The sequence below is a fragment of the Patescibacteria group bacterium genome, from assembly GCA_028716665.1.
Classification (GTDB): domain Bacteria; phylum Patescibacteriota; class Patescibacteriia; order UBA2591; family JAQUPP01; genus JAQUPP01.
In genome coordinates this window covers 291,342-315,956 of the sequence record JAQUPP010000002.1, presented here as the reverse complement: position 1 = coordinate 315,956, position 24,615 = coordinate 291,342, and the positions used below count along the sequence as shown (strand labels likewise).

Genomic DNA, 24,615 nt, shown 5'->3' with positions numbered 1-24,615 from the left:
AATTATCCATGATTAATCTTGTTTAGTAATTCATTCATGACAGATGAAACAAATTCCAATTCTTTTTTTGTATAACTTCTATCCAAATCATCTAATCCTTGAATATGTATTCTATTCCTTAATTTTCTTACCTTTTCTATTTTTTTGAATGATTTTGTTGAGAAAACATTAAGGAAATGACAAACCTCGTTTACCTTTTTGAAATCAGTTTGTTTATTTAGCTCAAACTTAAATCTTTTTCTCTCACAAATACTTAACCTTTCTCCTTTATCGCTTTTATATTGTTCGGGCAAAAAATTTGAACGTACACACTTCCAATCTTCTAACGGCATTTCTAGAGAATAATTTTGCTCTAATATTTTATATGCAAGTGCTTCTATTATTGAAGCGGCTAAAATAATTGCCGACTTATAATATCCGCTTCTAGCTCTTCCCTTTACTCCTTCTGCATGTCCAACCTGAACCACGATTTGTTCAAGATTCCATTTAACATTTTTATAAAAAGTATCAATATTCATATGGTTATCTCTTTTTTGTCACTTTGACTAGAGCCTTAGAAAGAGAAGGAAGTCCTTTGTCTCTAAGATATGTTCCAAGTTTTTCGTCGCCTCGCACGCCAAAATTAACACCATATTGTTTTTCAATATTTTTAATTAAAGTATCCTCTCTTTTTTTTCTAATTTGTCCTGAATTAGTTTGAATTTTACTCATAAAATTTTTAAAATTATTTTATAATATATTATTTTTTTTCGCCTAATTTTTTGTCAGTAAAATTAGTGCACTGCCTATTGAATTTTTTTAAGATTTTGCCAAGAGTATTGTTTTACTTTTCCAGATTTATCTACAGAAAATACATAAAGTAAAAGTTTTTTAGCTACTTGCCACGGAATACGCCGAATAGCAATTTTTGCACTTACATCAGGTAATCCTAATGCATAATAATTTCGTGTTGATCCGCCAGATTTCATTCTTGTAATAATCTGCCCGAGTGAATAGATAAAAGCGACCTCATCTGCCTGTCTTATTTTTCCTTGCCCTTTTGTTTCAATAAAAAAATATCGAGAGTATTTAAAATTTTTAGCCTTAAGATCAACACCATGATCATGTAAATTTCCAAATTGAAAATATCCCCAACCATTTGATGATAGCCACTTAATTATTGCATGTTTAACAAAATCTTCTGTTATTTTCTTCTCCATTATTTTGAGATTTAATTATATAATTTTAATCTTTTTATTACAACCAAAAATCTAAAAGGTTTTTAATTGCTTCTTTAAATAATTTTGGTGCTTTCATTCCTAGTATAAGATCGCCGTTTTCATTGAGTAAAAAACCTACTTCAATTTCAATAATTTTTGTTTTAGTTCCGCCATATAAAACGACAGTACGAGTAATTTTAAATTTCGGATAATATTTTTTGATATAAGTTTTTTCTATATCACCAAAACCTTTTAATTCTTTAATTCCGTCTTGGCGAAATTGATATTTTTTACCCTCAATATTGACAATCTCACTTCTTCCAAAATCAATCAAAATTAAATCAGGGATGCTAATTATTTTATTTTTATTTCCGGCTTTGTATGCTTTTCTATCTGAGTATTTTTCAAGTGGAATATGTTTGCCATCGCTCGTTATAAAATAACCTTTTTCACATCCAGCATGATTTTCAAAAATTGCATATCCTTCTGTAAAATTCTCAACTACTAAATGAATAAAAATTGTGCCAAGTTTTTCGCCCTCTGTTTCATATTTCCAATAATTATCTCTATGTTTACTGACAGGGATTAAAAGTCCATGAATTTTTATATTCAACTTGTTAGCAATTTTTATAAATTTATTATCAGTTTGAATATGTTTTTGTTTTAAGCCGTGTTTAGTAATAATAATTTCACCATCCCAACCTAATTCCCTAATAACGGCGCAAATCAAACTTAATGCCCCGATATTTGGATCATGAGCAAGCCCATCTGATTTATATAATCTACCAGAAACTGTAATTTTATTGCCAATTTTTTTAATTAAAATCGGGACATTGCCTTTATGGGCTTTTCTCATTGCTTTTTTAAGAGCAATAATTTCATCAAGTGAATGAAATGGCTGAAAAATTTTACTATCTAGTTTTTTACCGAGTATTTCAACTCCAAGAGTTAATAATAATCGTGTGCCGAAAATATAAGTAGCTGTTGGTATCTCTTTTTGTTCTATCTGTAAATTATAAAGCATTACTTTCTTTATTTTAGGATAGTATTTTTCGATAAATACAAATTTTGAAGCACGCTGATATACGCCTGTGTTTCTGCTTTCTTTATCATCAGTTTTTGTTTCTTCTATCGCATATATTGGTAAATCTGTTTGTATCGGCTGTTTTTCTTGAAAAAAAATTAAAAAATCAACAAAACTACCAAAACCGCTAACAGATTTTATAAAAACTCTCTCAATTTTATTGCAACGAAAACCAACCACTTCATATAAAAATGAAAATTTACCATTCTCTAAAATTGGTAAAATGCGGATAGTGTCAACAAAGCAGACAAATTCATTATTTTTTGCAAACATCATTAAAATATTAGCGATAACTTCTCGCTTTGGTCTTTCTTCTGTTAAAATCCACAAATTTTTATTTTTCATACTACTTTTCTTTACGAAATATCATAATAAATTGATGAAATTGGTTGGCAACGAAAGCGTGCGGATAGCCAAAAGGATAAAGTTTCTGCGTTGCGTCATACCAAATTTTATAACCCCGAAAAGATATATCTGGAATTTCTAATAATTTATCTGTTATAAAAGCATGAAGCATATTATGCTCGCCATTTTTAGGTTGTAAATCTTTTACAAAAACAGCAATATATCCTTTTGGTTTTAGATATTCCGCTGATTTTGCAATTATCTCTTTTAATGATTCAAGAAAATTTTCTCGTTCCATATTTCCCAAATCAGTTTCGTGATTAGTAAATGGCGTGGCTACGGCTATACCTGTTTTCTTTTTTCTTTGTCCTGTTCGTTTTTTACTTAACATTTCACCGTATGGCGGATCAGTTAGAATAAAATCAATAGTCGTACCTTTTTTTAATAATTTATCTATTCCTGTGGAATTACCAACAATCGTTGTTTGCTCAACAACGTTAAGTTCTTTACAAACCTTTTTATATAAATCAATATATTTTTTTGATAAATCTATACCAATTCCTTTTCGATTAGATAATGAGCAAGCAATTAATGTTCCGCCAACGCCCATAAATGGATCGAGGACGATTTGATTTTCTTTTGTAAAAAAATCAATAAATTTTTTCATCAATTGAGGTGGTTTAGGCGAGGGATGTTTTCCACGTAAATGATGGGCAAAGCCGTCTATTCCTTTTGTTGAATAGTGAGTTACATCAACCGAATTTAAAAAGTAAATCCACTCTGAGCCGCTTAAATCATTAAGTTTATTATTATGGTTTACTCTTTTAAGATAATAAAGTTTTTCCCTTACTCCATTTTTTTGATCGCCATTATTATTGCTTTTATACCTTTGATAATCCTGTTCTGTTACCTCAATTTTTCCAGCATTATTAAATAGTTTTAATATTTCATTTTCTGGCATAATACCGTCATCATTATAACTCAAAATTAAATGTTTAAAGTCGCTTTTTTTAATAATTTCATCAAGAGCTTTAATACCAGATTTTGAATTACAAAATTCAGATTTTTGATTTTCATAAGCTCTCATTCCAGTAATACCTTTAATTTCTGGTTTATCCCATTTTGCGATAGTTTCTAAAATATGATAGTTCGGTGCGTATTGTCTCTCATTGTAGGGCGGATCAAGATATAAAATATCAATTCCTTTTATCTGATCAAAAACATTTAAACCATTAATATTAAACACTTTATGTGTTTCATTGCTCTTAATAATTTCTGGCACTTCAAGTGTTAGTTTTTTAAATGCTCGCTTGTCCCATTTTTTAAGAAAAGCAGAATAAGTCCCACTGATATTTGCGACAAATGGCACTGCTTCAATAAGTGCGCCAAGTAAGAAAAAATACTCTTGCTCATTAAGGAAATTTGATTTTTTCCATTCCTCAATTTTTTCTCTTATCGTGTCAATTTGTTTGGCATTATTGCCAGTAAAATATTTACGAAGATTTGTTTGACCCCGTGTGCCTTCAGGTGAGTAATTTTTATAAATAAAACCCTCAGTTCCTTCTAAATTATTAAGACATTTGATTACTTCTTTTGCGTTTTGACTGTCACTAGTAAAAAGAGTTTCCTCTACGGGATTTATTTTTAAATATTTTAATAATTTAGCGAATTTAGGATATTGATTTTGTTCAATATAAACTTTTTGCAAAACATAAGAAAAATATAAAAGGTCGGATGAAATAATTTTATAGCCAAGCTTTTTGAAATGTTTAGCGACACTTCCTGTTCCAGCAAAAAGATCACAAAAGGTATTACCTCTTATGTCTTTTTTTTTGACAAAGGTTTCTATAAAACCAAGTAAATTTTCTTTACAACCAATAAAACGCATAATTATCTTATTTTATCATTTTTTATTTTTAATACTATTCCCCCTGTTTTGAACATTTTTCCGTGGCCGGGGATGATATAATCCGCGATTTTTAAAATCTTTTTTCTGCTTCGTTTATATTATTATTTATCATTTCCAATAAAAATATCGAGATATTTTTTGTAAGTATATGTTAGTTTCTTTTTTTTAAACTTTTTCTTTTCTCACTTTTTAATTCCTTAATATGTTTTTCCGGCGGAAGATTTTCCGGAAGTGTTCCGCCTATATCCTTGATTGTCTGTCGGACTTTACCACCGACCATAAAATGCGTTCTTGACGCAAGGTCATCCCCCCTGATATCATCTTTTCTGATTTTTTCATCAGTCTGAGTTATTCGAAATAAATTTGCTGCCAGCTCAGTTGTTCCTGCACGATCCAAAAGTTCTCCTTTCCTTATTCCTTTTCTATTTTCAATATCCGCAAGAGGCATTCCATACAATCCTTTATAGCCAGCATCATTAAATGAACCGAATTTTGTTACACCGGCTCTTTTAGCAGTGCTGAAAAGCTTTTTATTTTCCGCCGTTACTTCGCCACGAATAAAAAGTCGTTTATCGGAAGCAGAAAGTTGTTCAAATATTTCTTGTTTTCTTGTTTGAATGGCAAAATAAGTCTGAGCCAAAGCAATCTCTTGCTTATTAGGATCGCCGTTTTGCGCAACCAAATAACAAGCATATCGATCTAATTTCCAGTCTCTTATTTCTCGCATTGTACTTGAGCCAATCTCCACCATTTTAACCATTTGGTGAAAATGGTTATCCACAGCTTGGCCGCTATTAATACAGGCCCTAGCAGCCCTAGCTATCACTTCTTCTGCTTTTTGCCAATTTGGATAATCTAAAAGAGGCATTAATTCGCGAGCTTGCCAATACTCAATACCATTTTTAGTAATTTTTTTAATACTCTCAAAATCTTTATTAAGGGAATTAATAATTATATCATCTGTCATATTTTTATATTAATTTTATTAATAAACTCCTTGTCGATGTCCGACTTTGACTATCCAGACTTCCAATTCGCGCTTGCGAATTTTATACAAAATGCGATACGGCCAAACGCGATATGACCACGAATCTTTATATTCGCCTTCTAATTTTTTCCCAATGAAAGGATTGATTGCCAATTGAGCTAACGCAAGTTGAATTTTTATCTGAAAAACATTATTTAACTTTTCTATTTCTTTTTGCACACTCTTGGCGATGATTATTTGATATGCCATATTTTTGTTTTGATTTATCCGCTAAAATATAACCGCTTTTGGCCATCATTTCTTCTAAGGTGATATAATCACCTTTTTTTATTTCCGCTTCGGCGCGCGCGATGTCTTTCTTCAAATTGGGAAATTCTTGCATCACTTCCAAAGTTTCCTGCCAAGATTCAAACTCTTCGGCAGACATCATCACCACTTTTGGCCTTCCTTTTTCGGTTAAAGTATAATAATTGCCGGGCCTTTGGGCCTCTTCTGCGATTAAAAAAATTTGTTTTCTTGCCTCAGAAATGGGCAAAGTTGTTTTCATATTCATAATATTTTTTTGTTTATTTTTTATAAATCTCTATGTACATAATAACGTACATATTATAATTTGTCAAATTTGAATTGTGGATAACCCCAGAAGCAGAACAAGTTCGCTACGGGGCAAGCTTTTTAAATCAATCCCCCATTTTTAATCCCCTGTTTCGAACATTTTTCCATGGCCGGGGATGATATAATCCGCGGTTTTCAGAATCTTTTTTCTGCTTGCCAGGAGCAATTTTTCATTTTTTACGTAAGGGTCTTTGTGTTTTAACAGGCTTTGTTGGTCTGTTTTTTGTTTTTCTTCGTCTGCCCACCAGAAAACATCGCCGACAATGGCCGTTTTTCCGAGTTCCTTTGTCTGGACTAAAACTGAACAATGAAACATGGCGTGGCCGGGCGTTTTTATAATTTTAATTTCAGTTCCGGGGACTTTACCGTTATGACCGGTGATTTTTCCGTCCCATGAATAAATATCATCCGCGTCCAAAATTTTGGCTTTTTCAAAAATTCCGGCCAAAAGACAATGGTCTGAGTGATCATGCGTTAAAATCACATAATTTATATCCAAAACAGTCAAACCTTGTTTTTTCAAAGACGTTAATAATAATTTTCGGTTCATTCCCGGGTCAACGATTATGTTTAATCCTTTCTCTTGAATCAGCGTGGTTGTTGACGAAGCGAATTCTTGTCCGTTTTTTTCTTTGGCGTAACCTTGAATTAAAACTTTTATTTTACTCATCGAATTTATTTAGCAATTAAATTTAAAATTAAAGCCACAATTTTATCTTTGTCTTTCGGATCGCTACTTGCGACAAGAATCGTAAGTGCCGTAAGAGCGGAAGGAGTAAGTTTTGATACATTTAAAATATTGGCTTGTTTTAAAAACCAGACAAAAGCAAATGCTCCGCTTCTTTTATTTCCATCAGTAAAGGGATGATTTTTAACCATAAAATACAACAAATGCGCCGCTTTTTCTTCCGCACTTTCATATAATTCCTTGCCTCCGAAAGATTGCATTACATTGCCGACAATTCCCGCCACAGATCCCCTGCTTCTTTCCATACCGAAAATATCAGTCGCTTCTGACTTGCGAATAAGCTCTGTTTTTAATTCAGTAAGGCTGTCAATGATTTTATCTGCCGTTAATTCAACTTTCTTTTTTGTTAGTTTCCCTTTTGGCAAAGAATCTCTATCATATGCATCAAGCGACAACCAAGTATCGGCAAAAAGCGAAACAAGCTCAACTGCATCCCTTGCTTCCATCGCCGGTCCGGCAGGTAGGAATTTTTTAATATCATCAACTACATTTAAAAACTGCTGGTAATTTTTCGCAATACGATTTTTATTCACGGCAAAACCATCAATGATATAGCTTCGCAGCGTTTTGGTCGCCCATTGGCGAAACTCAATAGCTCGTTTTGAATTAGTTCTGTATCCCACAGCCAAAATTACATCAAGGTTGTAAAACTGCACTTTATATACTTTTCCGTCATTCGCAGTATGTGCAAAATTTGCACATACTGAATTAGCATCCAATTCTTTATCTTTAATAATATTTTGAATATGTTTAGTCACAACTGATCGCTCAGCCTGAAAAACATCAGCTATCTGTGCCTGCGTAGCCCATATGGTTTCGCGCGTAAAATCACCCCGAAGCTCAATTGCGCCGGATTTCGCCTGATAAATAACTAAATTCTTGTTTATTTCTTTTTTACTCATATTAGAAACTATATTTTTAGATATTTGCCTTCGGTGATGATTTCAATTTTTTTGTTTTTAATTTTGAGGGCGGATTGGTCATCAAGGGCGTAGATGGGATCTTTTAATCCTTTTTTCGTTTGTTCCAAAAATTTCTTGCGGACTTTTGGAAAATGCGGAGAATTGAGATGCGGACGGAAATAAAAATCAAAAAACCCGAGTCCTTTTTCGTCGGGCTTTCCTTTCAAATCTTCATAATAAAGGCGTTTAGCAGAGCTGAATGAGAGGTCTTTGGTGGTAACCATGCTGCCGGCGCTGATTCCGACGTAAACTCTGGTTTTTAAAAGCTTGGGCAAGATTTTCGCCAAACCTGATTTTTTCATCCAATACATCAAATGAAAAACATTTCCTCCGGAAAAAAACAGAACATCGGCGTCTTCAAGCCGCGGCAGCCAATTTTTTTTCGGCAAAGCGGAAATATCAACAATATCAATGCTTTTAAAATTTTGTTTCTTGATATTGTACAGATCGTTAATCAACCAAGTTTTGTCGTCTTGAATGGGATTGGCCGCGGTTGGAATAAAAGCAATGGTTGTTTCTTTGGCTTTTTTACCGACCAATTCCAATAAAGCTTTGGCAATTGATTTGTTTGTAAGACCTGACGAAGTAAGTAAAAATTTCATATTCTTATTTATTTAATCTGGCCAGATAGCCGAAACTTAAAAAATACTTTTCCAAACCTTCAATTGATTTTTGATTCGGTGATTCATTAAATAATTCTTCGCAAACCACCTCTCTTATTCTCGTTAATTCTTTAAGGCGATGGTTGTGCCAACGTTTGTCGCTGATGGTTAAATCCATTAAATCCAGCATTCTTGCCGCGGCATTGTCAAAAAATTGCGAATTATTTTTTTTCTTCCATTGCAATGCCCTTTCAAATTCACTGCCAACATTGGCCATTTGCTCGGCTAACGTCATTACAGACCAACGGCCATTTGCCAAATTAGAATGAATAAAATCCATATTTAAATAATAAAATTTTTAACAACTGCCAAAATTTTTTCTCTAATTTCTTCATTTTCAACTGAACGCGAGCGATTATTCTGTTTTGGACGAATATTAATAACAGAATCAAATTCAACCATTTCCGGCATTTCAAGATCCGGATAAAGATTGATACCCCACAAATTTTGCTGGTCAGAACCGTTATTCAATAAAAATGCTTCTTCGTCAGAGTGCAAATCGGCTCCTAATGCCATTGTTCCTTTTTCAAGATCAACTACTGCTTTTACCAGATCGCCGAATCTTTTGACGGCAATTTCTTTAAGTTCTTGTTTAGAAATAGGTTTTGTAATCAAAATAACATCTTCCATATAATAAAATTATGATTATTTATATCTTTACTATACCAAAAAAACGGGCAAATGGCAATATAAAAAAAATCAGGAGATGATCGATTTTAATCAAATCCTTGAATATTCGACATTCTTGAGAATATCGGAATGTTTTTATTTAAATCTTACTGAATTTGTTTTATTTTTAAAAAATTTCCGTCGACGCAGCTTCTGTATCCTTTTGAAGTGGCGCAACTCCCACACAAACCGATTCCGCATTTTGTCAAAAAATCTATTGAAGAATAAATTTTTTCCGGATTTATATATTTAATTTCTCTTTTTATAACTTCTTTCACCATTTTTTCCGGACCGCAATTAATGCAATAATCCGGCCGCGTATTTTTTATAATTTTTTCCAATTCATCCGTCACCAAGCCTTTGTGTCCAACTTCGCCATTTTCCGTTGTTAAAAAAATTTCTTCGCATACTGATTTGAATTTTTCAATATAAGGCAAATGATTTTTATCTTTTGCTCCCAAAATCGCAATCGTTTTCTTGTTTCTTTTGGCGAACAGATAAAGCGCCGCCATTCCCGTCCCTCCGCTTACCAATAAAATTTTTCCATTCATGATCGGCGAATTTCCATAAGGTCCCCTGATATATAAATCATTTCCTTTTTTTAATTTTGACAATTCGTTCGTGAAACAGCCTCTTTTTTGAATAAATAAAGTTAACGGCTTGTCATCAAAGACGGAAAACGGTTTCTCCCCCACTTCCGGCAGCCAAGTAAAGATAAATTGCCCCGCTTTTATTTTTATGTCCCCGTCTAACTTCAAGAAAAATAAATCTTCGGTTACTTGCTTATTTTCTATGACTTTGTATTTTTTATATTTCGTGTTTATCTTGTTTTTTAAGAGTTTGGCGGATTTATTTGTTCCTTTTTCCAAATCCAAAGACAATTGATGAAAATACTGCTTCATTTCTTCCGTATTCATTCCGGCTAAAGCAGAACCTACTCCGAAAAAATCCCCTCCGGCTTGCTTGTAATTTCTTATGTCTTCGGCTGTTGAAATTCCACCACAGGCTATTATCGGCAAGTTGGTAATTTTTCTTACTTCCTTCACGCTTTTTAAACCGAGTTTTAAAATTGCTTTTCCGGAAATTCCGCCCACTTTATTCAAAAGAACAGAAAAATTATTTTGTGAAAATAATTCCGGACCCTTGGTGTTTATGGCTGTTATTCCGGATGCGCCATTTTTCACAACGCATTCCACTGTTTCTTTAATATTTAAACTTGGCGAGATTTTAACAAAAACCGGTTTTCCAAAAGAAGCAACGCTTTTTGTTATCTCGCCTATTAATTTTTTATCCTGGCCTATGACTTGGCCGTATTTATCAGAATGCGGACAGGAAATATTCAGTTCAAAACCATCCGCCCAATCAAATAATTTTTCCGCGACTTCTCTGAATTCACTGACACTATCTCCAAAAATTGAAATTAATAAAAATTTATCATCGGGAATTTTTATTTTTGATAATTGATTCGCAAATTCTTCCGCTCCCGGATTAGCAAGTCCGACGGCATTGATAAAAGAAAAAGGAGCGTATTTCGCGATAACCGGCTCCTTGTTTCCTGTTTTCGGTTTTAATCCGATGCTTTTTGTGGTAATGATTCCGATTTCAGGAATCTCTTTAATAATTTTTTCAATCACCGATACATTAGTAGAAACAATACCCGAAGGTATTGTAAAAATTCCGCTGATTTTTTTGTTGAAAAATTTATATTTCATAAATTTAAATAGATTCTACTCTGCCGCATATTATTAATATTATAGCCGAGATAAAATAAATTTGCAAATAAAAAAGCCGTTAAATCTCGCGAGATAACGGCTTAAAGATTATTTCTTTACTTAATCTGCAAAGGAGAAGGAATCTCAAGAATATTGGAATCTCCTTCATCTTCTTTTATTGTAGTAAACTGTATTTCTTTGGACGCGCACCAATTTTTAAATTTTTTCTTCACATTTTTCAGACAGAACAACATTATTTCTTTATCTGTTCCTTCGGAATCAAAAATTTTTACCAATTCCGCTTCTCGTCCGTATACTTCACAATGCCCGGCTTTTTGACTTTCTACACTCCAAATTGCGTAATGGCCATCTTTTTTGACAAAGAAAGTATCTACCCGATATCCTTCAGTATCAATTGTGTAGCCATTTTTCTTTTTATGAATTCTTACATTCATCTTCTGCCTCCTTTTTTTTCTTAATTTCTTTAAGTTCCTTTATACCCTGCTTGGCAAAAAAAGCGCAAATTAATGCAGCGCTGATAGTAATGCCAATAACGCAAGGATGTTTAAGGCTCACAACATCAAAAATGTGTCCGTATTTATCGCCAAAAATCATAGTAAAAATACCAAGGCTGAGGAAAAAAACTGCACCAAATGTCATGGCAATTGTCATATTGATTCTAGATTCTCCTTCGTTCCACGGCAAATTACTAAGAGCTAAAACAAAAAAGACAAAACCAACTAATCCTATTACCAAAATCACTATCAGTAATATTTTATCAAGCATCTTTCCCCCTTTTTAAATAACTAATTTAGTTTATATTTTATGTAAATATTATAGCATTTTTTCGATTTTTGTCAAATATTTATTTTTCTATAATTATATTTATTCAAAGTCAGCTCAATATCTGAATATTTTCTACCGGCCAGCATGCCGCCGGCCGCAACTTTTTCTTGCGTAACATCAGCCAAACAAAAATCCGGCATCACGAAAATATTTTTTTCTTCAATTGATTTAAATTCAAAATCCGCTAATGCCAACCCTTCCAAATCATCTAAATAGATATCAATTTCTGCTGTCATATCGCTTATTGGATAATAATAACGAAATTTTCTTAATTTTTTTCCATTCAATTTTGACAAAGCGATAAACTCTTCTTCTGACAAAACAATTGTGTGTTCTTCCTGCTCCGACGCGTCATTATTAATTTTTGGAAATTTTTTTGTCATTTCAAAAACATTCCCCTTTTTGCGCAATCTTAAAACCGGATGCGCCGCTGATTGCGGAATATAAATATCAATAATCTCGATGAATTTGCAATCTTTTATTTTCTCCGGAATATTTTTCAATAAAAAAGTTCGTTCTAATTCTATTTCCATAAAAAATTAAATTTTATTTATCCCGTTAAAATAAATTTCTCCTTCTGGAATTATTTTAATCACTTCATATTTTCCTTTGGTGTATATTTTAACGTTTTCCTTAAAATGAGTCGCTTCCAAAATAATTATGCTTGCTTTTGGTTTTGATAAATTTCCCATGCCTTTTGTTTCCAACAACGGCAGTTCTTCCCCAAAATAATAACAACGCTGGCCCTCTTTTAAAAAGTCGTAAACTTTATTTATTTCTAACGGGTCAGGAATGCATTCTTCAATTTTTCTCCTGCCTGCTTTAAATTCGGAAATATCCCTCAAGGCAAGGTCGGGATTAAATTCAACTGAAATACCCATATAATTTTTATTAAAATTAATTAATACTTTATATTATATCACAAATAAAAAAATGGAGATAGCGTTATTACTACTATCTCCATTTGAATTGAAATTTTAATGCTTTATTAATTTCCCTTCTTCCATAATCAAAATGTAAATTATAGAAGAATTTATTTCTTTGGGCGGTAGAACAGCAATAAGTTTTAAGTTGAATGTGAATGCAAGGTAATTTATAGCCGTGATTAATCCATGTCCGTGAATAGCATCTTGCGCACCAAGCAAAGCGACGCGTTTTTTAAATCCATTTTTTTCATGAATTTCTATCACCTCTACTTCTCCAGTTGACGATGCGTTAAACATTTTAACTTCAAAAAGTTTATACATCTTACACCCCCTTTTTAAGATTAATTTTTTCAATCTTTCTGCGTTCCGATATGCCCTTCTTAAAAATTAACAAACAGATAACTGCGAGAATCACCCAAAATACAGAACCCCCTATACTATTATGCCGCCAATCACCGATACTAAACAGCAGGCATTCAATAAACATAATGCCTGTTATAACAATCATGGCCTCTATTTTTTCTCCGGGATTTTTAAAACAGAAAGCACAGATAAGAAAATAAACAGCTATAAATTCCAGCACTATAGCTATTGTTGTCAGTAATGACATTTTGTCCTCCTTTGTAAAAATCCATCTATCACCAAACGTTATATTTAATTATGTTTGGCTATTAATTATTTAAGCAAATTTTTCACTTTTTGTCAACCCCGTTAGAAGTTCATCAATAAACCATAGATATATAAAGGCTTTAGGCGAAGCCGCCTTTGCGGCTCTGAATATTTTAAAATATAAAAACTTGCGTCAAACTTCTGACGGGGTCAACCCCGCACCTTTTGGCGATAATATAATTATAATTCAACTTCGTGTATAAAAAACATTCTCATATTCTTGAGAATATGAGAATGTTTTTTAAAAAATAAATATAATATGAATAACTAATTTAAATACCCAATTTTCTTTAAAAGTTTTTTTGAAGGAGGCACAATGTCATATTCCTTAATTTTTTCTTTAGGTATCCACTCAACTTTTTCTGCTCCCTCGGGTGTTTTAGGTAGTCCGTTCTTGTAGAAGCAGCTAAAATCTATATAAATAAATTTTTTCACAATTCCATCATGGTCTTGCTTAACTTCACTATCCTCTCCTATTTGTATAATAGAATAAATATCAATATTCAAGGTTTTCTTAATGTATTCCGATATTGTTTTAGAATCGTCTTGATTTAATACGCGTTCGCAGCCGAACAGATACCATGTTTCTTTATATGGCAATGAACCTTCTGGTTTTTTTCGCATCAAAATCGCATCATCTTTTTCAATAACAGCAATCAGCAATATTTTTGTTCCTAATTCATTAGCAGTATTATTCATAGTATTAATTAAACATGGAAGCCTTGGACAATATTAGAACCATTATTTCTCAAGAAACTTTTTAAGCTGATCAATAACTGCTTTTTCCCAGTATTTCATTGAATACCAGCGTAGTAATGGCACGGCGATTATACCTAGCCATTTTTTATGAATAGTGACTTGATAGGTATAGTCAATCAAAGTTCCTTTGGCGTGTTCAGAAAGCAATAACTCTTCGTGTCCGGAAGTCCCAAACTGATAACTGTCATTGTCCGAAATAAAGCCTTTCCCCGGAAGAATTTGAGTTTTCATCTTCACCTGAAATTTTTTACCGAATGATCTTACGGTTGCGTCCATCTCTACATAATTTCCTTCTCGTTTATTAATCTGTATTGATTCAGCGACTTTTGGAAAATTCTTTGGAAATTTTTCGAAGTCGGTCATTATTCCGAATACATCATTTATAGGAGCTTTAACAACCCATTGATTGTGAAGTTTTATTTCGTTCATGTATAATATTTTACAATAATTTACTGAAGCAATGGAACGATATTGGAATGTGGGTAATTAAAATTAAGTAAATTATTTATCTATAATTTATATATCACTTATTCTTTTTTTAGCTAATTCAGCCGCCTTAAGTCTTAAATCAGTTAGAATATTTATTCCAAGTATTTCTCTAATTTTTTCTATAACTGTATCTATTTTCATATCAGCCTCCTCTTTGCTCATTGGTGTTTCATGTCCCAATACTAAACCGAAAGATCTATAAACCTCGTCAACTATTTTTTTTCTTTCTTCTCCCGGGAGGAGTCTTGTATCTTGAAGAAAACCTTCCTTGGCTCCTATTTTAATTAATGCTTGTTCAAATGGTTTTAAGTTTTTTTCAATTTCTTGAGTAAGCCAGGCAGAATGTTTCTGTCTTATTTTGATTAGATCCCCTCCGATAATGAGTGCATTTTTAGAAACACCATCTCTTAATAATTCTTGGAATCCCTCTTGTACTCTGTCTATATATTCTTCACAAAATTCTACGTGTTTATTATATACTACATCCGCCATATGTGATGCTGTCCCTAAAATAAAATCTTGCTGTTTATTCTGTAGTTCAATAACACGCTCATGGGCTCGTTCATCTCGCCATAGTTGATATAAAACAGATAACAAAGCAACAATACCAGGGAATGTTAAAATGCCTTTAAAAATTTCATTTACTGGTAAAAATAGGGTTGCTAAAAATGAAACAATGAAAACTATTACACAAATTATGTAATAAATAATTTTTTTCATAAATTTTAATAATAATTTTTAAAACTGAGAAAATGGAACGATGTTGGAATTTAGATAAAAAAATTTGACCTTTCATTTGTCTTATTTTTAAACACATCCACTCTACGCCCAATGTATTGTTTATAAACTTTTTACTTCTATTTAAATACCTACAAATTACAAAATAAATTATATTAAAAAACGTTTATAATTATTCTTTAAAGATTTTTTTAAACCACGCGATAATGTCTTTTTGAAAATCTGCTGTAAGCATAAAAATTAAAGCAATAGCAATAACAAAAGTGCATAACCTCTCCCCAACACTCCCTTCAGACTTAAGCCAAGTATAAATTATTGCCCCACATAAATATAAAATAAATCCTTTTAATATATATGAGAGTATTTTAGACCAGTTTTGTTTAAGCCAATTCATAATTATTTATATAAATTTAAATTACATTTTATAATTTTGCTGATTATTCTATACTGATTATTATATTCTTTGTTTAATGAAAAATCAAGGCTTTCAACCTTGTTTTATTCTTTAAAAAATATAAAAAAATTAAGATTTTGCATTTATAAACCGGAGTAATGGAACGATATTGGAACCTTTTTAATGGAAAATATGGGTTAAAAAACAGAAAAGTCCCACTAGATGGGGTAATACGCTTAAAATTTATGATTTCTTTTTGGCAGATTTTAATTCTTTCTTGTATTTGTATTCAACTTTCCATGTTAGTCCTGGTTTTACATGAGCTATGGCTGGTAATAGATGATTGAGAAGCTGTTCTGCTGTCATGCGAAACTTCTTACCTTTCGCTGAAATTTTCATCCAACCCCCTTCATCTCGAAAATATTTTTCAGTGAAGTTTTTTGTGCCTATAGAAATTATGTAACTATCATTTGTCAATTTCATAATTCTATTATATCAAAAAAAATAATCTTGAAATCGAACCAGCTTTACCTTGTCCTATATAGCTAAAATTGTTGGCTGCGGGACTTGGATTCGAACCAAGATAACATCCTCCAGAGGGATGTGTCCTACCATTAGACGATCCCGCAATAATTTATTTCGTCTGGCAAAGTTTTAAAACCGCCAATTCTATTGGCAATTGAGGAATTTCGCTGTAGCCCAATTGAATTTTTGTTTTTATAAATTCGTCAATAATAGTGATGAGTTTTTTTGTTTCAATTTTTTCGCCAAACTCTTTCATTTTTTTGGTTGTGACATCGTCAAATTGTTCCCAAAAATCATCTTTTATCGCGCCGATTTTCACCAAAATCATTTTTCTCAAAAATTCAATCAAGTCAGTAATAAATTGTTCCAAATCCACGCCTTCGTCCAAAAGATGATTAACCATTTTTACCGCTTCCTGGCTGTTGTCATTGATTATCAAATCAATAAATTCAATGTGCAATTTTGTTTGAGTGGGCGGAATAACCAAACTCGCCTCTTCCATGGTAATTTCCTCGCCGCCCAAAGCCAAAATCTGACTCATCAAACTTTCCGCGTCGCGGACATAACCTTCTGATCTTCGAGCAACAATTTTTAATATTTCGTCGTCAATTTTTATTTTTTCCAATTTCATTATATTTTTAAGTCGATTGAAAATTTTTTCAATCGGAACTTTTGTTAAGTCAAATCTTTGACATCGCGAAATAATCGTTTCCGGCAATTTGTGAATTTCCGTGGTGGCGAGAATAAAAATAACGTAAGACGGCGGTTCTTCCAAAGTTTTCAAAAGTGCGTTAAAAGCCGAAGTGGAAAGCATATGGCATTCATCAATGACAAACACTTTATATTTCCCGATGGTCGGGGGTAGTCGGCTGTAAGCAATAATATTTTCCCTGACATTATCAACTCCTGTTTGCGAAGCGGCGTCCAATTCAATCAAATCCAAAAATCTTCCTTTCGTGATATCCAAACAATTTTCGCAAGTGTTGCAAGGTTCGCTTTGACCGGGTTTTCTGTTTTTGCAATTAACCGATTTGGCAATCAAGCGCGAAAGAGTGGTTTTACCCAAACCGCGCGGACCGGTTAATAAAAAAGCGTGAGCGATTTTATCCTGCTTGATTTCGTTTTCCAAAATTTTAACAACATTATCTTGACCGATAACTTCGCTGAATTTTTGAGGCCTGTATTTGCGATAAATGACCATAATAAATTTATTTTAACATTTTAACATTATAACATTGTAACATTTTTAAAAAATCAAATGCGATAAACATAAATTGGCGGGGAATCAGGCAATAATCTGTTCACTTCTTCCGGATCCATTCCCTTAATCGGAAACATAAAACTTAAAATTTTTGCGCCGGGTTTTAATTCTTTCAAAAATTTATTTTTTAATTTTTCCAATGTGGCCGGCAGAAGATAACAAATAATGACATCTGCTTCTGTTAAATCTGTTTTGAAAAAATTCTCGCATTTTAAATTTACTTTATCGGATAAACGGGAAAAAATAACTTTTAATTTCGCCAGCCAATGCAGAAACAAACTGATTTCCACGCCATAAACTTTTTTAACTTTAAATTCCTTGGCGGCAATAATCACTATTCTTCCCTCCCCGCTTCCCAAATCAAAAAGAATATTATTTTCATTAAGATTGGCCAGTTTTAACAATCGCCTGATATTTTTTTCTTTAAGCGGCACCCAAGGAGTTCCGGACTTAATTAAAAAAATCCCCCGATAGATTGAGGTAAAAATAAAAACAACTGCTATAAGAAATAAAAATAAAACTGAATAATAAAAAATTTGCATTTTTGTGAGAATTCCAAATTATAAATTAACGAATTAATGAGTTCACGAGTTAAAATTAATTCGTTAATCCGTTAACTCGTTAATAAATAATAAAAAATTGCATTATGAAGTTTAAAGAGTTCTTTCTACTTCAGCTTCTTGATTTAAAGGCACAGAACCCAATCTTGAACGTTCCATTATTTCTTTATTCACTTCGGCTCTCGGTTTTCCGTATTTCAAACGAGACGCTTCCTTGATAACGCGCCCAATTTCCGAATCTCCTTTTTGCGGCGGTATGGTTATCATATTGAACGGCCGAGCGGATTGATTGTTAACCAATAATTTGATGTAAGCGTTGAATTTTTCAACATTAATCAAATCATAAGAACTGAAAACCGGCGCAAATTCTTTGGCCAAAATTTCAGTGTCTTCAACACCCATTTTAAAAGCGACCAACGTGCCGACAGTTCCCAAAACCGCGTCGCGAATGGAAGTATCAGCCCCTTTTGAAAGCTGCCCGATATATTGATGAGCAATTGTCAAGCATAAGCGATATTTTCTCGCTTCGGAAAGAATGGTGGTGATTGAATCAGTGATGAAATTTTGGAACTCGTCAACATAAAGATAAAAATCTTTGCGCTCCGATTCCGGAAGCTCGGCTCGTCCCATGGCAGCCATTTGCAATTTGGAAACAATAATCAAACCCAATAAATTCGCATTGACTTCTCCGACTTTTCCTTTTGATAAATTAACCAATAATATTTTTTGATTATCCATTATGTCTCTGACGTCAAATCCCGAATGTGTTTGTCCGATGACATTTCTCATCATCTCATTTTCCACAAACCGTCCGACTTTGGAAATCAAATAACCAAGCATTTCCGATTTATGAAAATCTGACGTTTTGGCCATTTCTTTTTCCCAAAAAGAGCGAACAACCGGATCGGTTAATTTTGACACCCAAAGCGCCTGAAATTCCGCATCGGAAAACATTCTTGGAATTTCGGCAATCGTGCCCGGATTTTTAATATCGTTCATCAAGGTTAACATCACATTGCGCATATTGTGTTCAAACATCGGGCCGATCATTTCCGGCGGGAAAAGTTTGTAAAATATGGCAATCATTTCCTGAACGGCAAAATCTCTTTGATCCATGCTTCTGGCTTCCAGCATATTCAAGCCGATTGGCCGTTCCGTATCCGAAGGATCAAAATAAATAACGTCATTCATTCTTTCTTTTGGAATATTTTCTAAAATAGAATTTACCAAATCGCCATGCGGATCAATAACGCAAACTCCATTGCCGTTTTTAATATCCTGAATGGCCATATTGGAAATCAAAACAGATTTACCCGTACCGGATTTACCGATGATGTACAAATGGCGGCGGCGATCGTCTGTTTGAATGCGGATAAGTTTTTCCTCGCCGCGATAAATATTTTTGCCCAAAATAATTCCTTCAGTCGGAAGATTAACCGGCGCTGGAGCTTTTTTGGCAATCAGCCAATGAATATTCGGGGTTTCCGTAATCGGCAAAGGCAAATGAAAAATACTGGTAATTTCTTCCGTATTTAAAACGAATTTATATTTTTCATTAAAAAGACGATAAATAAATTGTCTGGCAACAACCGCCGGACTCACTTTAACCACGGTAAAACTGTTGCCGTATTCGTAAGCGTTATATTGAGAGAAAGCATTAACTATATTGTTAAGATACGCTTCAGCTTTTATTTTATCTTTAGCGGAAACAATAATTCTGATATTAACGTCCATTCCCGCCCGACCGGCTTTTTCTTCCAAAGTTTTGATTATTTCCTGTTCCATTGGAGAGAGCTGATAAAGTTTTTTCGGTTCGCCTTTCGCGTCAGGTTTGGAGGGTTGTGGAAAAGCGGCCTCGCCAAAACCTTTGAAAAATCCTGAAAGTCCGCCGCCCGTAATTGACGACATTGCTTCTTTTAATTTTTTGCCTTGTTGCATAGCCGAAGCTACTTTTGCTCCCAAGCGATGCCATTCGCTCTTGGCTGAGCAAGCGACAATTTGAATCGCCGCCGCGTCGCCTTCAGCAATCTTGCTTAAAGCATTGGTAATAGCATTTAAAGGATCAACTTCAGATTTAGCGTAAGTTTTAATCGGAAAAATATAATGCTTTTTTAATTTTAAATTAACGCCGGCAATAGTGCTTTTTGGAGTAAAAATATTATAATCTTCCACTTGTTCTATTTCCGCCATTGGATATTGCGCGTGCAGTTGCTGCTCAAAAAATTGCTGCAAATATTTTGGCACGACTATATAAAAAGAAATAGTCCCCTCTTTATCAGAAACTATTTCAAATGAAAAACTGTCTGTTCGTCCGGCAAATTTACTATGCCATCCTCTTTGAGCTTTCAGTCCGCCGATATTGTCAAAAAAATTCTCCATCGGCATTAAATATTCTTTAATGGTCGTTTTTTTATTTTCGTCTTCTTTTGATTCTTTGGGGAGAGTAATCAATAAACTGACATTTTGAAAAGCAAAATTCATGCTGACTGATTTTTTCAAACGTTGCCTTAAAATTATAAAAATTATGATTCCCGCGATGACGACAAAAAGAATAATAAAAAACCAAATGCTTTGAAAAAATTGTAAATCAACTGATGATAAATCTATTTCTATTGATTCCATATTTATAATTCAAAAAATTAATTATAATCGTGGAGAATTTCGCCTGAACGATATTGCGGAAAATCCTTAGAAAATTAAGGAGTTTTATTGAAAAATTCATTTGTTTGACGACCTATTCGGGAGGAGTTATGAATTTTTCAGAATAAAACGAGTATAATTTTCAAGGATTTGGAGCGTTGAGTGAAGACGAAATTCGTAGCTCGTTAAAGTATCCTGCCTTTTGCCGCACCGGGTAAATTTCCCGCTTCTTTAATCATGCCTGTTTGATATCTTTCCAACGCTTCTTGGGCAGTAATGCCGAAAACGCCCGAAGCTATTTTAATGCCTGAAGCTTTTAAAAAATCAAATGAATTACCGGTAATATTGCCGGTAATAATAATATCCGGTTTCTTCTCGGCGACCAAATAAGCCGCGCCGTCATTTTTAACATTATTGACGATTGTTTCTATCTGTCTGTTTTGAGTGTCAATAAATAAAAAATACTTGCTTTGCTCAAAACGCGTAGATAACAAAGAATTAATTTTTTTAGTTTCGCTGGTTAAACAAATAATCATAATTGTATTTTTTGTTTTTTATTTTTTTCAATTAAAGCTAAAATTTTGTCAGTTTTTATTTTTGCCTCCTGTTCCAAGAAAAATACATTAACGGCCGGAATAATCAGCAACCATCTTTTTATCAAATCCAAAATTTTCTGAATGACTACTTTTACCGACGAACAAACTTTTTCTATTTTTCTCGCCGTCTCTCTTCCCTCTTCTTTAAATTGTTTTTTTAAATTTTCCGGCAAGTTTTGATATGTTTCTTCCATTCCTTCGGATAAAATAGCTTCAATTTCTTTAAGTGTTTCACTTACTTCCAAAAGTTCTTGTTCTTTTACTTTTTGAGAAATAATCGGAGTGTGGCGGCGCAAAGGATTTATTCTTGTTGTTTCTTCTTCTCTGGAAATTGATTCTTCCCTTTTTTCCTGAATTTCCGGCAGTTTTTCTTTTTCAATTCTAATCTTTTCCTCTTTTGGAGGGAATTGTTCTGGTAATATATCTTTTGATGTTTTTTCTTCAAACATAAGTTAAAATGTTAATTTAAATTTTCTGGTAGCGTCTACGGGAGTCAAACCCGTGTTACATGGTTGAGAACCATGGGTCCTAATCGTTAGACGAAGACGCCCTAAATTTTGGCGGACTAACGCAACCATGCGAAAGCGACTTATAGAAATATTATAACATTTTTAATAAACTTGGCAAACCCCTTATAACCTAAATCAGTGTGGACAATTAAAATAAAATTTTGTATAATAACTTCCATATGATTAACAAATTTGAAAATAAAATCCGCTCAATTTCCGATTGGCCCCAGAAAGGGGTCACCTTCCGCGACATTACTCCTGTTCTGCAGGATAAAAAAATGTTTCGCGATTTAATCAACGAACTTGCCAAACCGTATCTTAAAAAGAAAATTGACATCGTGGTGGCGATTGACGCCCGCGGTTTTCTTTTGGCCGCGCCTGTGGCATATAAACTGGGCGCCGGCGTGGCATTGGTAAGAAAAAAAGGCAAACTGCCTTATAAAACCATCAGTACAAAATATGATTTGGAATACGCCTCAAACATTTTAGAAATGCATCGCGATGCCATTTTGCCCGGTCAAAGAATTTTATTGGTTGATGATGTTTTGGCCACCGGCGGAACAATGGAAGCCAGCATCAAACTGGCCAAACAGCTCGGCGGTAAAATTATCGGCGCCGCTTTTTTTATTGAATTAAAAGGCTTAAATGGAAAAAGAAAATTAAAAAATTGTCCAATTAAATCATTAGTAAAATATTAATAATATGAAAAATGAACAAAAAATTGGCATTATCGGCGGTTCTGGATTTTACAGTTTTCTAAAAGGCAAAGAAATTTCCGTGAATACGCCTTACGGAAAACCATCTGATAAAATTTTACTTGCCGAATACGCGGGCAAAAAAATCGCCTTTCTTCCGCGGCACGGCAAACATCATCAATTTCCGCCGCACAAAGTCCCCTATCAGGCGAATTTATTCGCTTTAAAAAAATTGGGTTGCGAAATAATTTTAACCTCAACCGCAGTCGGCAGCTTGAAAGAAAAAATAAAACCGGGTGATCTCGTAATTTGCGATCAATTTGTTGATAAAACCAATAACCGAAAAAGCACTTATTTTAACGGGCCGAAAATCGTTCATATTTCCGCCGCTGAACCCTATTGCCCGAATTTACGAAAAATAGCGGCTGATACTTGCCGAAAATTAAAAATCCCCTGCCATAAAAATGGCACAGTGGTTGTTATTGAAGGTCCGAGATTTTCCACCAAAGCTGAATCTAATTTTTATTCTAAAATGAATTGGGACGTAATAAATATGACCCAATATCCGGAAGTGATTCTGGCTCGCGAATTGGAAATGTGCTATTTGAACATTTCGTTAGTCACCGACTATGATGCCGGTCTGCAAGGAAGACCTGATATTAAACCTGTTAATGCGCAAGAAGTTATGGAAGTTTTCCGAGTCAACAATGAAAAGGTAAAAAAAATATTTTTAGAAATAATAAAAGGTTTGCCCGACAAGCAAAATTGTTCCTGTGGTCAGGCCTTAAAAAACGCAATATTATAAATTAAAACATTATCAATTATGAAACTTCAACAAACCGACCCGCAAATAGCCAAATTAATCAAAAAAGAATTGAACCGCCAAAAAAACGGTTTGGTTTTAATCGCTTCGGAAAATTTCGCTTCGCCTTCGGTTATGGAGGTTTCCGGTTCGGTTCTAACCAATAAATATTCCGAAGGTTATGCCGACAAAAGATATTACGGCGGAAATGAATTTATTGATGAAATAGAAAAATTGGCCATCGCCAGAGCGAAGAAAATATTTTTGCCCAAAAATCAATGGGATAATTGGTCGGTTAATGTTCAGCCATATTCCGGCTCGCCTGCTAATTTGGAAGTTTATTTCGCCTTGCTTAATCCGGGCGATAAAATTATGGGCATGGCTTTGCCGCAAGGCGGACATTTGACTCACGGCCATCCGGTCAATCTTTCGGGAAAAATTTTTAAAGCAATCAAATACGGCGTTGACCCGAAAACTTTTCTTTTGAATTATCAAGAAATTGAAAAAATAGCTTTGCAGGAAAAACCAAAACTTATTATTTGCGGAGCCACGGCTTATTCAAGAAAAATTGATTTTGAAGCTTTCGGCAAAATCGCCAAAAAATGCGGAGCGATTTTAATGGCTGACATATCGCACATTGCCGGCATCGTCGCGGCCGGACTTCATCCGAGTCCGTTTCCTTATTGTGACATTATTACCACTACGACTCATAAAACTTTGCGCGGTCCGCGCGGAGCGATGATTTTTTCCAGAAACGAATATTCGGAAAAAATAAATAAAATGATTTTTCCCGGAATGCAAGGAGGTCCACACGATCACACTACCGGCGCGATTGCGGTTTGTTTGAGTGAAATTTTAAAACCGTCTTTTAAAAAATATATCAAGCAAGTTTTGGCAAACGCGAAAGTTTTGGCACAAACCTTAAAAGCAAGCGGAATTGATTTGATTACTGACGGCACTGAAAATCACTTGATTTTGGCCGATCTCAGAAAAACCGGATTAAACGGCAAAGAAGCGGAAAAATTATTGGAAGCAGTCGGTGTTTATTTAAATCGCAATACTATTCCCTTTGATCCGAATCCCCCGTTCAGCCCGTCAGGAATTCGTATCGGCACTGCGGCTTTAACCACTCGCGGAATGAAAGAAAAAGAAATGAAAATTGTCGGCAAGCTGATCGCTGATTTAATTTGGAATCCAAAAAATAAAAAAACAGCAGCAGAAGCGAAAAAAATAATCAAAAAATTAACTCAGAAATTTCCACTTTACTAATTTTTAAAATATGTTAAAATAGATAACAGTTATTTAAACTTAAA

Annotated in this window: 33 protein-coding genes and 2 tRNA genes; 3 read left to right on the top strand and 32 right to left on the bottom strand. The window is 33.7% G+C overall.

Translation table 11 applies throughout. The features are described 5' to 3' along the window. Positions 1-2: 2 nt before the first annotated feature. The 32 genes from PHF10_04810 to PHF10_04655 form a co-directional block, all read right to left on the bottom strand. Positions 3-518 (bottom strand): hypothetical protein, encoded by a 516-nt coding sequence (locus PHF10_04810; GenBank protein ID MDD5535040.1) that lies wholly within the window; start codon positions 516-518, stop codon positions 3-5. Between the two features lie 4 nt (positions 519-522). Further along, positions 523-711: a hypothetical protein gene (locus PHF10_04805; protein ID MDD5535039.1), complete on the bottom strand. Its 189-nt coding sequence runs from the start codon at positions 709-711 to the stop codon at positions 523-525. Between the two features lie 74 nt (positions 712-785). Further along, positions 786-1,199, bottom strand: a complete 414-nt coding sequence (locus PHF10_04800) for a hypothetical protein (GenBank protein MDD5535038.1) — start codon at positions 1,197-1,199, stop codon at positions 786-788. Between the two features lie 37 nt (positions 1,200-1,236). After that, complete coding sequence (locus PHF10_04795) at positions 1,237-2,628, bottom strand: hypothetical protein (GenBank protein ID MDD5535037.1); 1,392 nt, start codon at positions 2,626-2,628, stop codon at positions 1,237-1,239. Position 2,629: 1 nt separating this feature from the next. Then, positions 2,630-4,516, bottom strand: a complete 1,887-nt coding sequence (locus PHF10_04790; protein ID MDD5535036.1) for a DNA adenine methylase — start codon at positions 4,514-4,516, stop codon at positions 2,630-2,632. 172 nt (positions 4,517-4,688) lie between these two features. Continuing rightward, complete coding sequence (gene dinD, locus PHF10_04785; GenBank protein ID MDD5535035.1) at positions 4,689-5,504, bottom strand: DNA damage-inducible protein D; 816 nt, start codon at positions 5,502-5,504, stop codon at positions 4,689-4,691. An 18-nt stretch (positions 5,505-5,522) separates the two neighbouring features. Then, on the bottom strand, positions 5,523-5,744 hold the full coding sequence (locus PHF10_04780) for a type II toxin-antitoxin system RelE/ParE family toxin (protein MDD5535034.1): 222 nt from the start codon (positions 5,742-5,744) through the stop codon (positions 5,523-5,525). After that, a complete protein-coding gene (locus PHF10_04775; protein ID MDD5535033.1) occupies positions 5,716-6,078 on the bottom strand; it encodes a type II toxin-antitoxin system Phd/YefM family antitoxin in 363 nt (120 codons plus the stop codon). Before PHF10_04775 ends, PHF10_04780 begins: the two co-directional genes overlap by 29 nt. A 141-nt stretch (positions 6,079-6,219) precedes the next feature. Next, entirely contained in the window at positions 6,220-6,810 is a 591-nt protein-coding gene (locus PHF10_04770; GenBank protein MDD5535032.1) for an MBL fold metallo-hydrolase, read from the bottom strand. A gap of 5 nt (positions 6,811-6,815) precedes the next feature. Then, complete coding sequence (locus tag PHF10_04765) at positions 6,816-7,790, bottom strand: virulence protein RhuM/Fic/DOC family protein (GenBank protein ID MDD5535031.1); 975 nt, start codon at positions 7,788-7,790, stop codon at positions 6,816-6,818. 8 nt (positions 7,791-7,798) lie between these two features. Further along, complete coding sequence (locus PHF10_04760) at positions 7,799-8,452, bottom strand: Type 1 glutamine amidotransferase-like domain-containing protein (protein MDD5535030.1); 654 nt, start codon at positions 8,450-8,452, stop codon at positions 7,799-7,801. A 4-nt stretch (positions 8,453-8,456) separates the two neighbouring features. Then, positions 8,457-8,792, bottom strand: coding sequence for a hypothetical protein (locus PHF10_04755; GenBank protein ID MDD5535029.1), 336 nt, complete (start codon positions 8,790-8,792; stop codon positions 8,457-8,459). A 2-nt stretch (positions 8,793-8,794) separates the two neighbouring features. Continuing rightward, positions 8,795-9,142 (bottom strand): DUF5674 family protein, encoded by a 348-nt coding sequence (locus tag PHF10_04750; GenBank protein MDD5535028.1) that lies wholly within the window; start codon positions 9,140-9,142, stop codon positions 8,795-8,797. Between the two features lie 146 nt (positions 9,143-9,288). Continuing rightward, positions 9,289-10,893, bottom strand: coding sequence for a dihydroorotate dehydrogenase (locus PHF10_04745; protein MDD5535027.1), 1,605 nt, complete (start codon positions 10,891-10,893; stop codon positions 9,289-9,291). 116 nt (positions 10,894-11,009) lie between these two features. Further along, complete coding sequence (locus PHF10_04740) at positions 11,010-11,348, bottom strand: hypothetical protein (GenBank protein ID MDD5535026.1); 339 nt, start codon at positions 11,346-11,348, stop codon at positions 11,010-11,012. Beyond that, a complete protein-coding gene (locus PHF10_04735; protein MDD5535025.1) occupies positions 11,329-11,679 on the bottom strand; it encodes a hypothetical protein in 351 nt (116 codons plus the stop codon). The genes PHF10_04740 and PHF10_04735 overlap by 20 nt, the downstream gene beginning before the upstream one ends. A gap of 71 nt (positions 11,680-11,750) precedes the next feature. Then, positions 11,751-12,272 carry a hypothetical protein gene (locus tag PHF10_04730; GenBank protein ID MDD5535024.1) on the bottom strand — a complete coding sequence of 174 codons (522 nt, stop codon included), beginning with the start codon at positions 12,270-12,272 and terminating at the stop codon, positions 11,751-11,753. A gap of 6 nt (positions 12,273-12,278) precedes the next feature. Continuing rightward, positions 12,279-12,620, bottom strand: coding sequence for a hypothetical protein (locus PHF10_04725; GenBank protein ID MDD5535023.1), 342 nt, complete (start codon positions 12,618-12,620; stop codon positions 12,279-12,281). A gap of 96 nt (positions 12,621-12,716) precedes the next feature. Continuing rightward, positions 12,717-12,962: a hypothetical protein gene (locus PHF10_04720; protein MDD5535022.1), complete on the bottom strand. Its 246-nt coding sequence runs from the start codon at positions 12,960-12,962 to the stop codon at positions 12,717-12,719. A gap of 25 nt (positions 12,963-12,987) precedes the next feature. After that, positions 12,988-13,275: a hypothetical protein gene (locus PHF10_04715; protein ID MDD5535021.1), complete on the bottom strand. Its 288-nt coding sequence runs from the start codon at positions 13,273-13,275 to the stop codon at positions 12,988-12,990. Positions 13,276-13,601: 326 nt separating this feature from the next. Continuing rightward, positions 13,602-14,033 (bottom strand): hypothetical protein, encoded by a 432-nt coding sequence (locus PHF10_04710; GenBank protein ID MDD5535020.1) that lies wholly within the window; start codon positions 14,031-14,033, stop codon positions 13,602-13,604. Between the two features lie 42 nt (positions 14,034-14,075). Further along, a complete protein-coding gene (locus PHF10_04705; protein MDD5535019.1) occupies positions 14,076-14,456 on the bottom strand; it encodes a hypothetical protein in 381 nt (126 codons plus the stop codon). 153 nt (positions 14,457-14,609) lie between these two features. After that, a complete protein-coding gene (locus tag PHF10_04700; GenBank protein MDD5535018.1) occupies positions 14,610-15,302 on the bottom strand; it encodes a hypothetical protein in 693 nt (230 codons plus the stop codon). A gap of 190 nt (positions 15,303-15,492) precedes the next feature. Beyond that, positions 15,493-15,714: a hypothetical protein gene (locus PHF10_04695; GenBank protein ID MDD5535017.1), complete on the bottom strand. Its 222-nt coding sequence runs from the start codon at positions 15,712-15,714 to the stop codon at positions 15,493-15,495. Between the two features lie 243 nt (positions 15,715-15,957). Beyond that, positions 15,958-16,197, bottom strand: coding sequence for a hypothetical protein (locus PHF10_04690; GenBank protein MDD5535016.1), 240 nt, complete (start codon positions 16,195-16,197; stop codon positions 15,958-15,960). Positions 16,198-16,269: 72 nt separating this feature from the next. Continuing rightward, positions 16,270-16,343, bottom strand: a tRNA-Gln gene (locus PHF10_04685). Between the two features lie 5 nt (positions 16,344-16,348). Further along, complete coding sequence (gene dnaX / locus PHF10_04680) at positions 16,349-17,440, bottom strand: DNA polymerase III subunit gamma/tau (protein ID MDD5535015.1); 1,092 nt, start codon at positions 17,438-17,440, stop codon at positions 16,349-16,351. A 53-nt stretch (positions 17,441-17,493) separates the two neighbouring features. Continuing rightward, positions 17,494-18,042 carry a 50S ribosomal protein L11 methyltransferase gene (locus tag PHF10_04675; protein ID MDD5535014.1) on the bottom strand — a complete coding sequence of 183 codons (549 nt, stop codon included), beginning with the start codon at positions 18,040-18,042 and terminating at the stop codon, positions 17,494-17,496. A gap of 111 nt (positions 18,043-18,153) precedes the next feature. Then, positions 18,154-20,682 carry a type IV secretion system DNA-binding domain-containing protein gene (locus tag PHF10_04670; protein ID MDD5535013.1) on the bottom strand — a complete coding sequence of 843 codons (2,529 nt, stop codon included), beginning with the start codon at positions 20,680-20,682 and terminating at the stop codon, positions 18,154-18,156. 203 nt (positions 20,683-20,885) lie between these two features. Continuing rightward, positions 20,886-21,236, bottom strand: coding sequence for a NifB/NifX family molybdenum-iron cluster-binding protein (locus tag PHF10_04665; GenBank protein MDD5535012.1), 351 nt, complete (start codon positions 21,234-21,236; stop codon positions 20,886-20,888). Then, the gene (locus tag PHF10_04660; GenBank protein MDD5535011.1) at positions 21,233-21,745 is read right to left on the bottom strand and encodes a hypothetical protein; all 513 of its coding nucleotides are present in this window, start codon (positions 21,743-21,745) and stop codon (positions 21,233-21,235) included. The genes PHF10_04665 and PHF10_04660 overlap by 4 nt, the downstream gene beginning before the upstream one ends. A gap of 26 nt (positions 21,746-21,771) precedes the next feature. Beyond that, positions 21,772-21,846 (bottom strand) — tRNA-Glu (locus tag PHF10_04655). Positions 21,847-21,984: 138 nt separating this feature from the next. Here PHF10_04655 and PHF10_04650 point away from each other — a divergent pair. The 3 genes from PHF10_04650 to PHF10_04640 are packed head-to-tail and all read left to right on the top strand — an operon-like array spanning position 21,985 to position 24,571. Then, on the top strand, positions 21,985-22,503 hold the full coding sequence (locus PHF10_04650; GenBank protein ID MDD5535010.1) for an adenine phosphoribosyltransferase: 519 nt from the start codon (positions 21,985-21,987) through the stop codon (positions 22,501-22,503). 4 nt (positions 22,504-22,507) lie between these two features. Further along, complete coding sequence (locus PHF10_04645; GenBank protein MDD5535009.1) at positions 22,508-23,305, top strand: S-methyl-5'-thioadenosine phosphorylase; 798 nt, start codon at positions 22,508-22,510, stop codon at positions 23,303-23,305. A gap of 18 nt (positions 23,306-23,323) precedes the next feature. Beyond that, positions 23,324-24,571: a serine hydroxymethyltransferase gene (locus PHF10_04640; GenBank protein MDD5535008.1), complete on the top strand. Its 1,248-nt coding sequence runs from the start codon at positions 23,324-23,326 to the stop codon at positions 24,569-24,571. Positions 24,572-24,615: the final 44 nt, after the last annotated feature.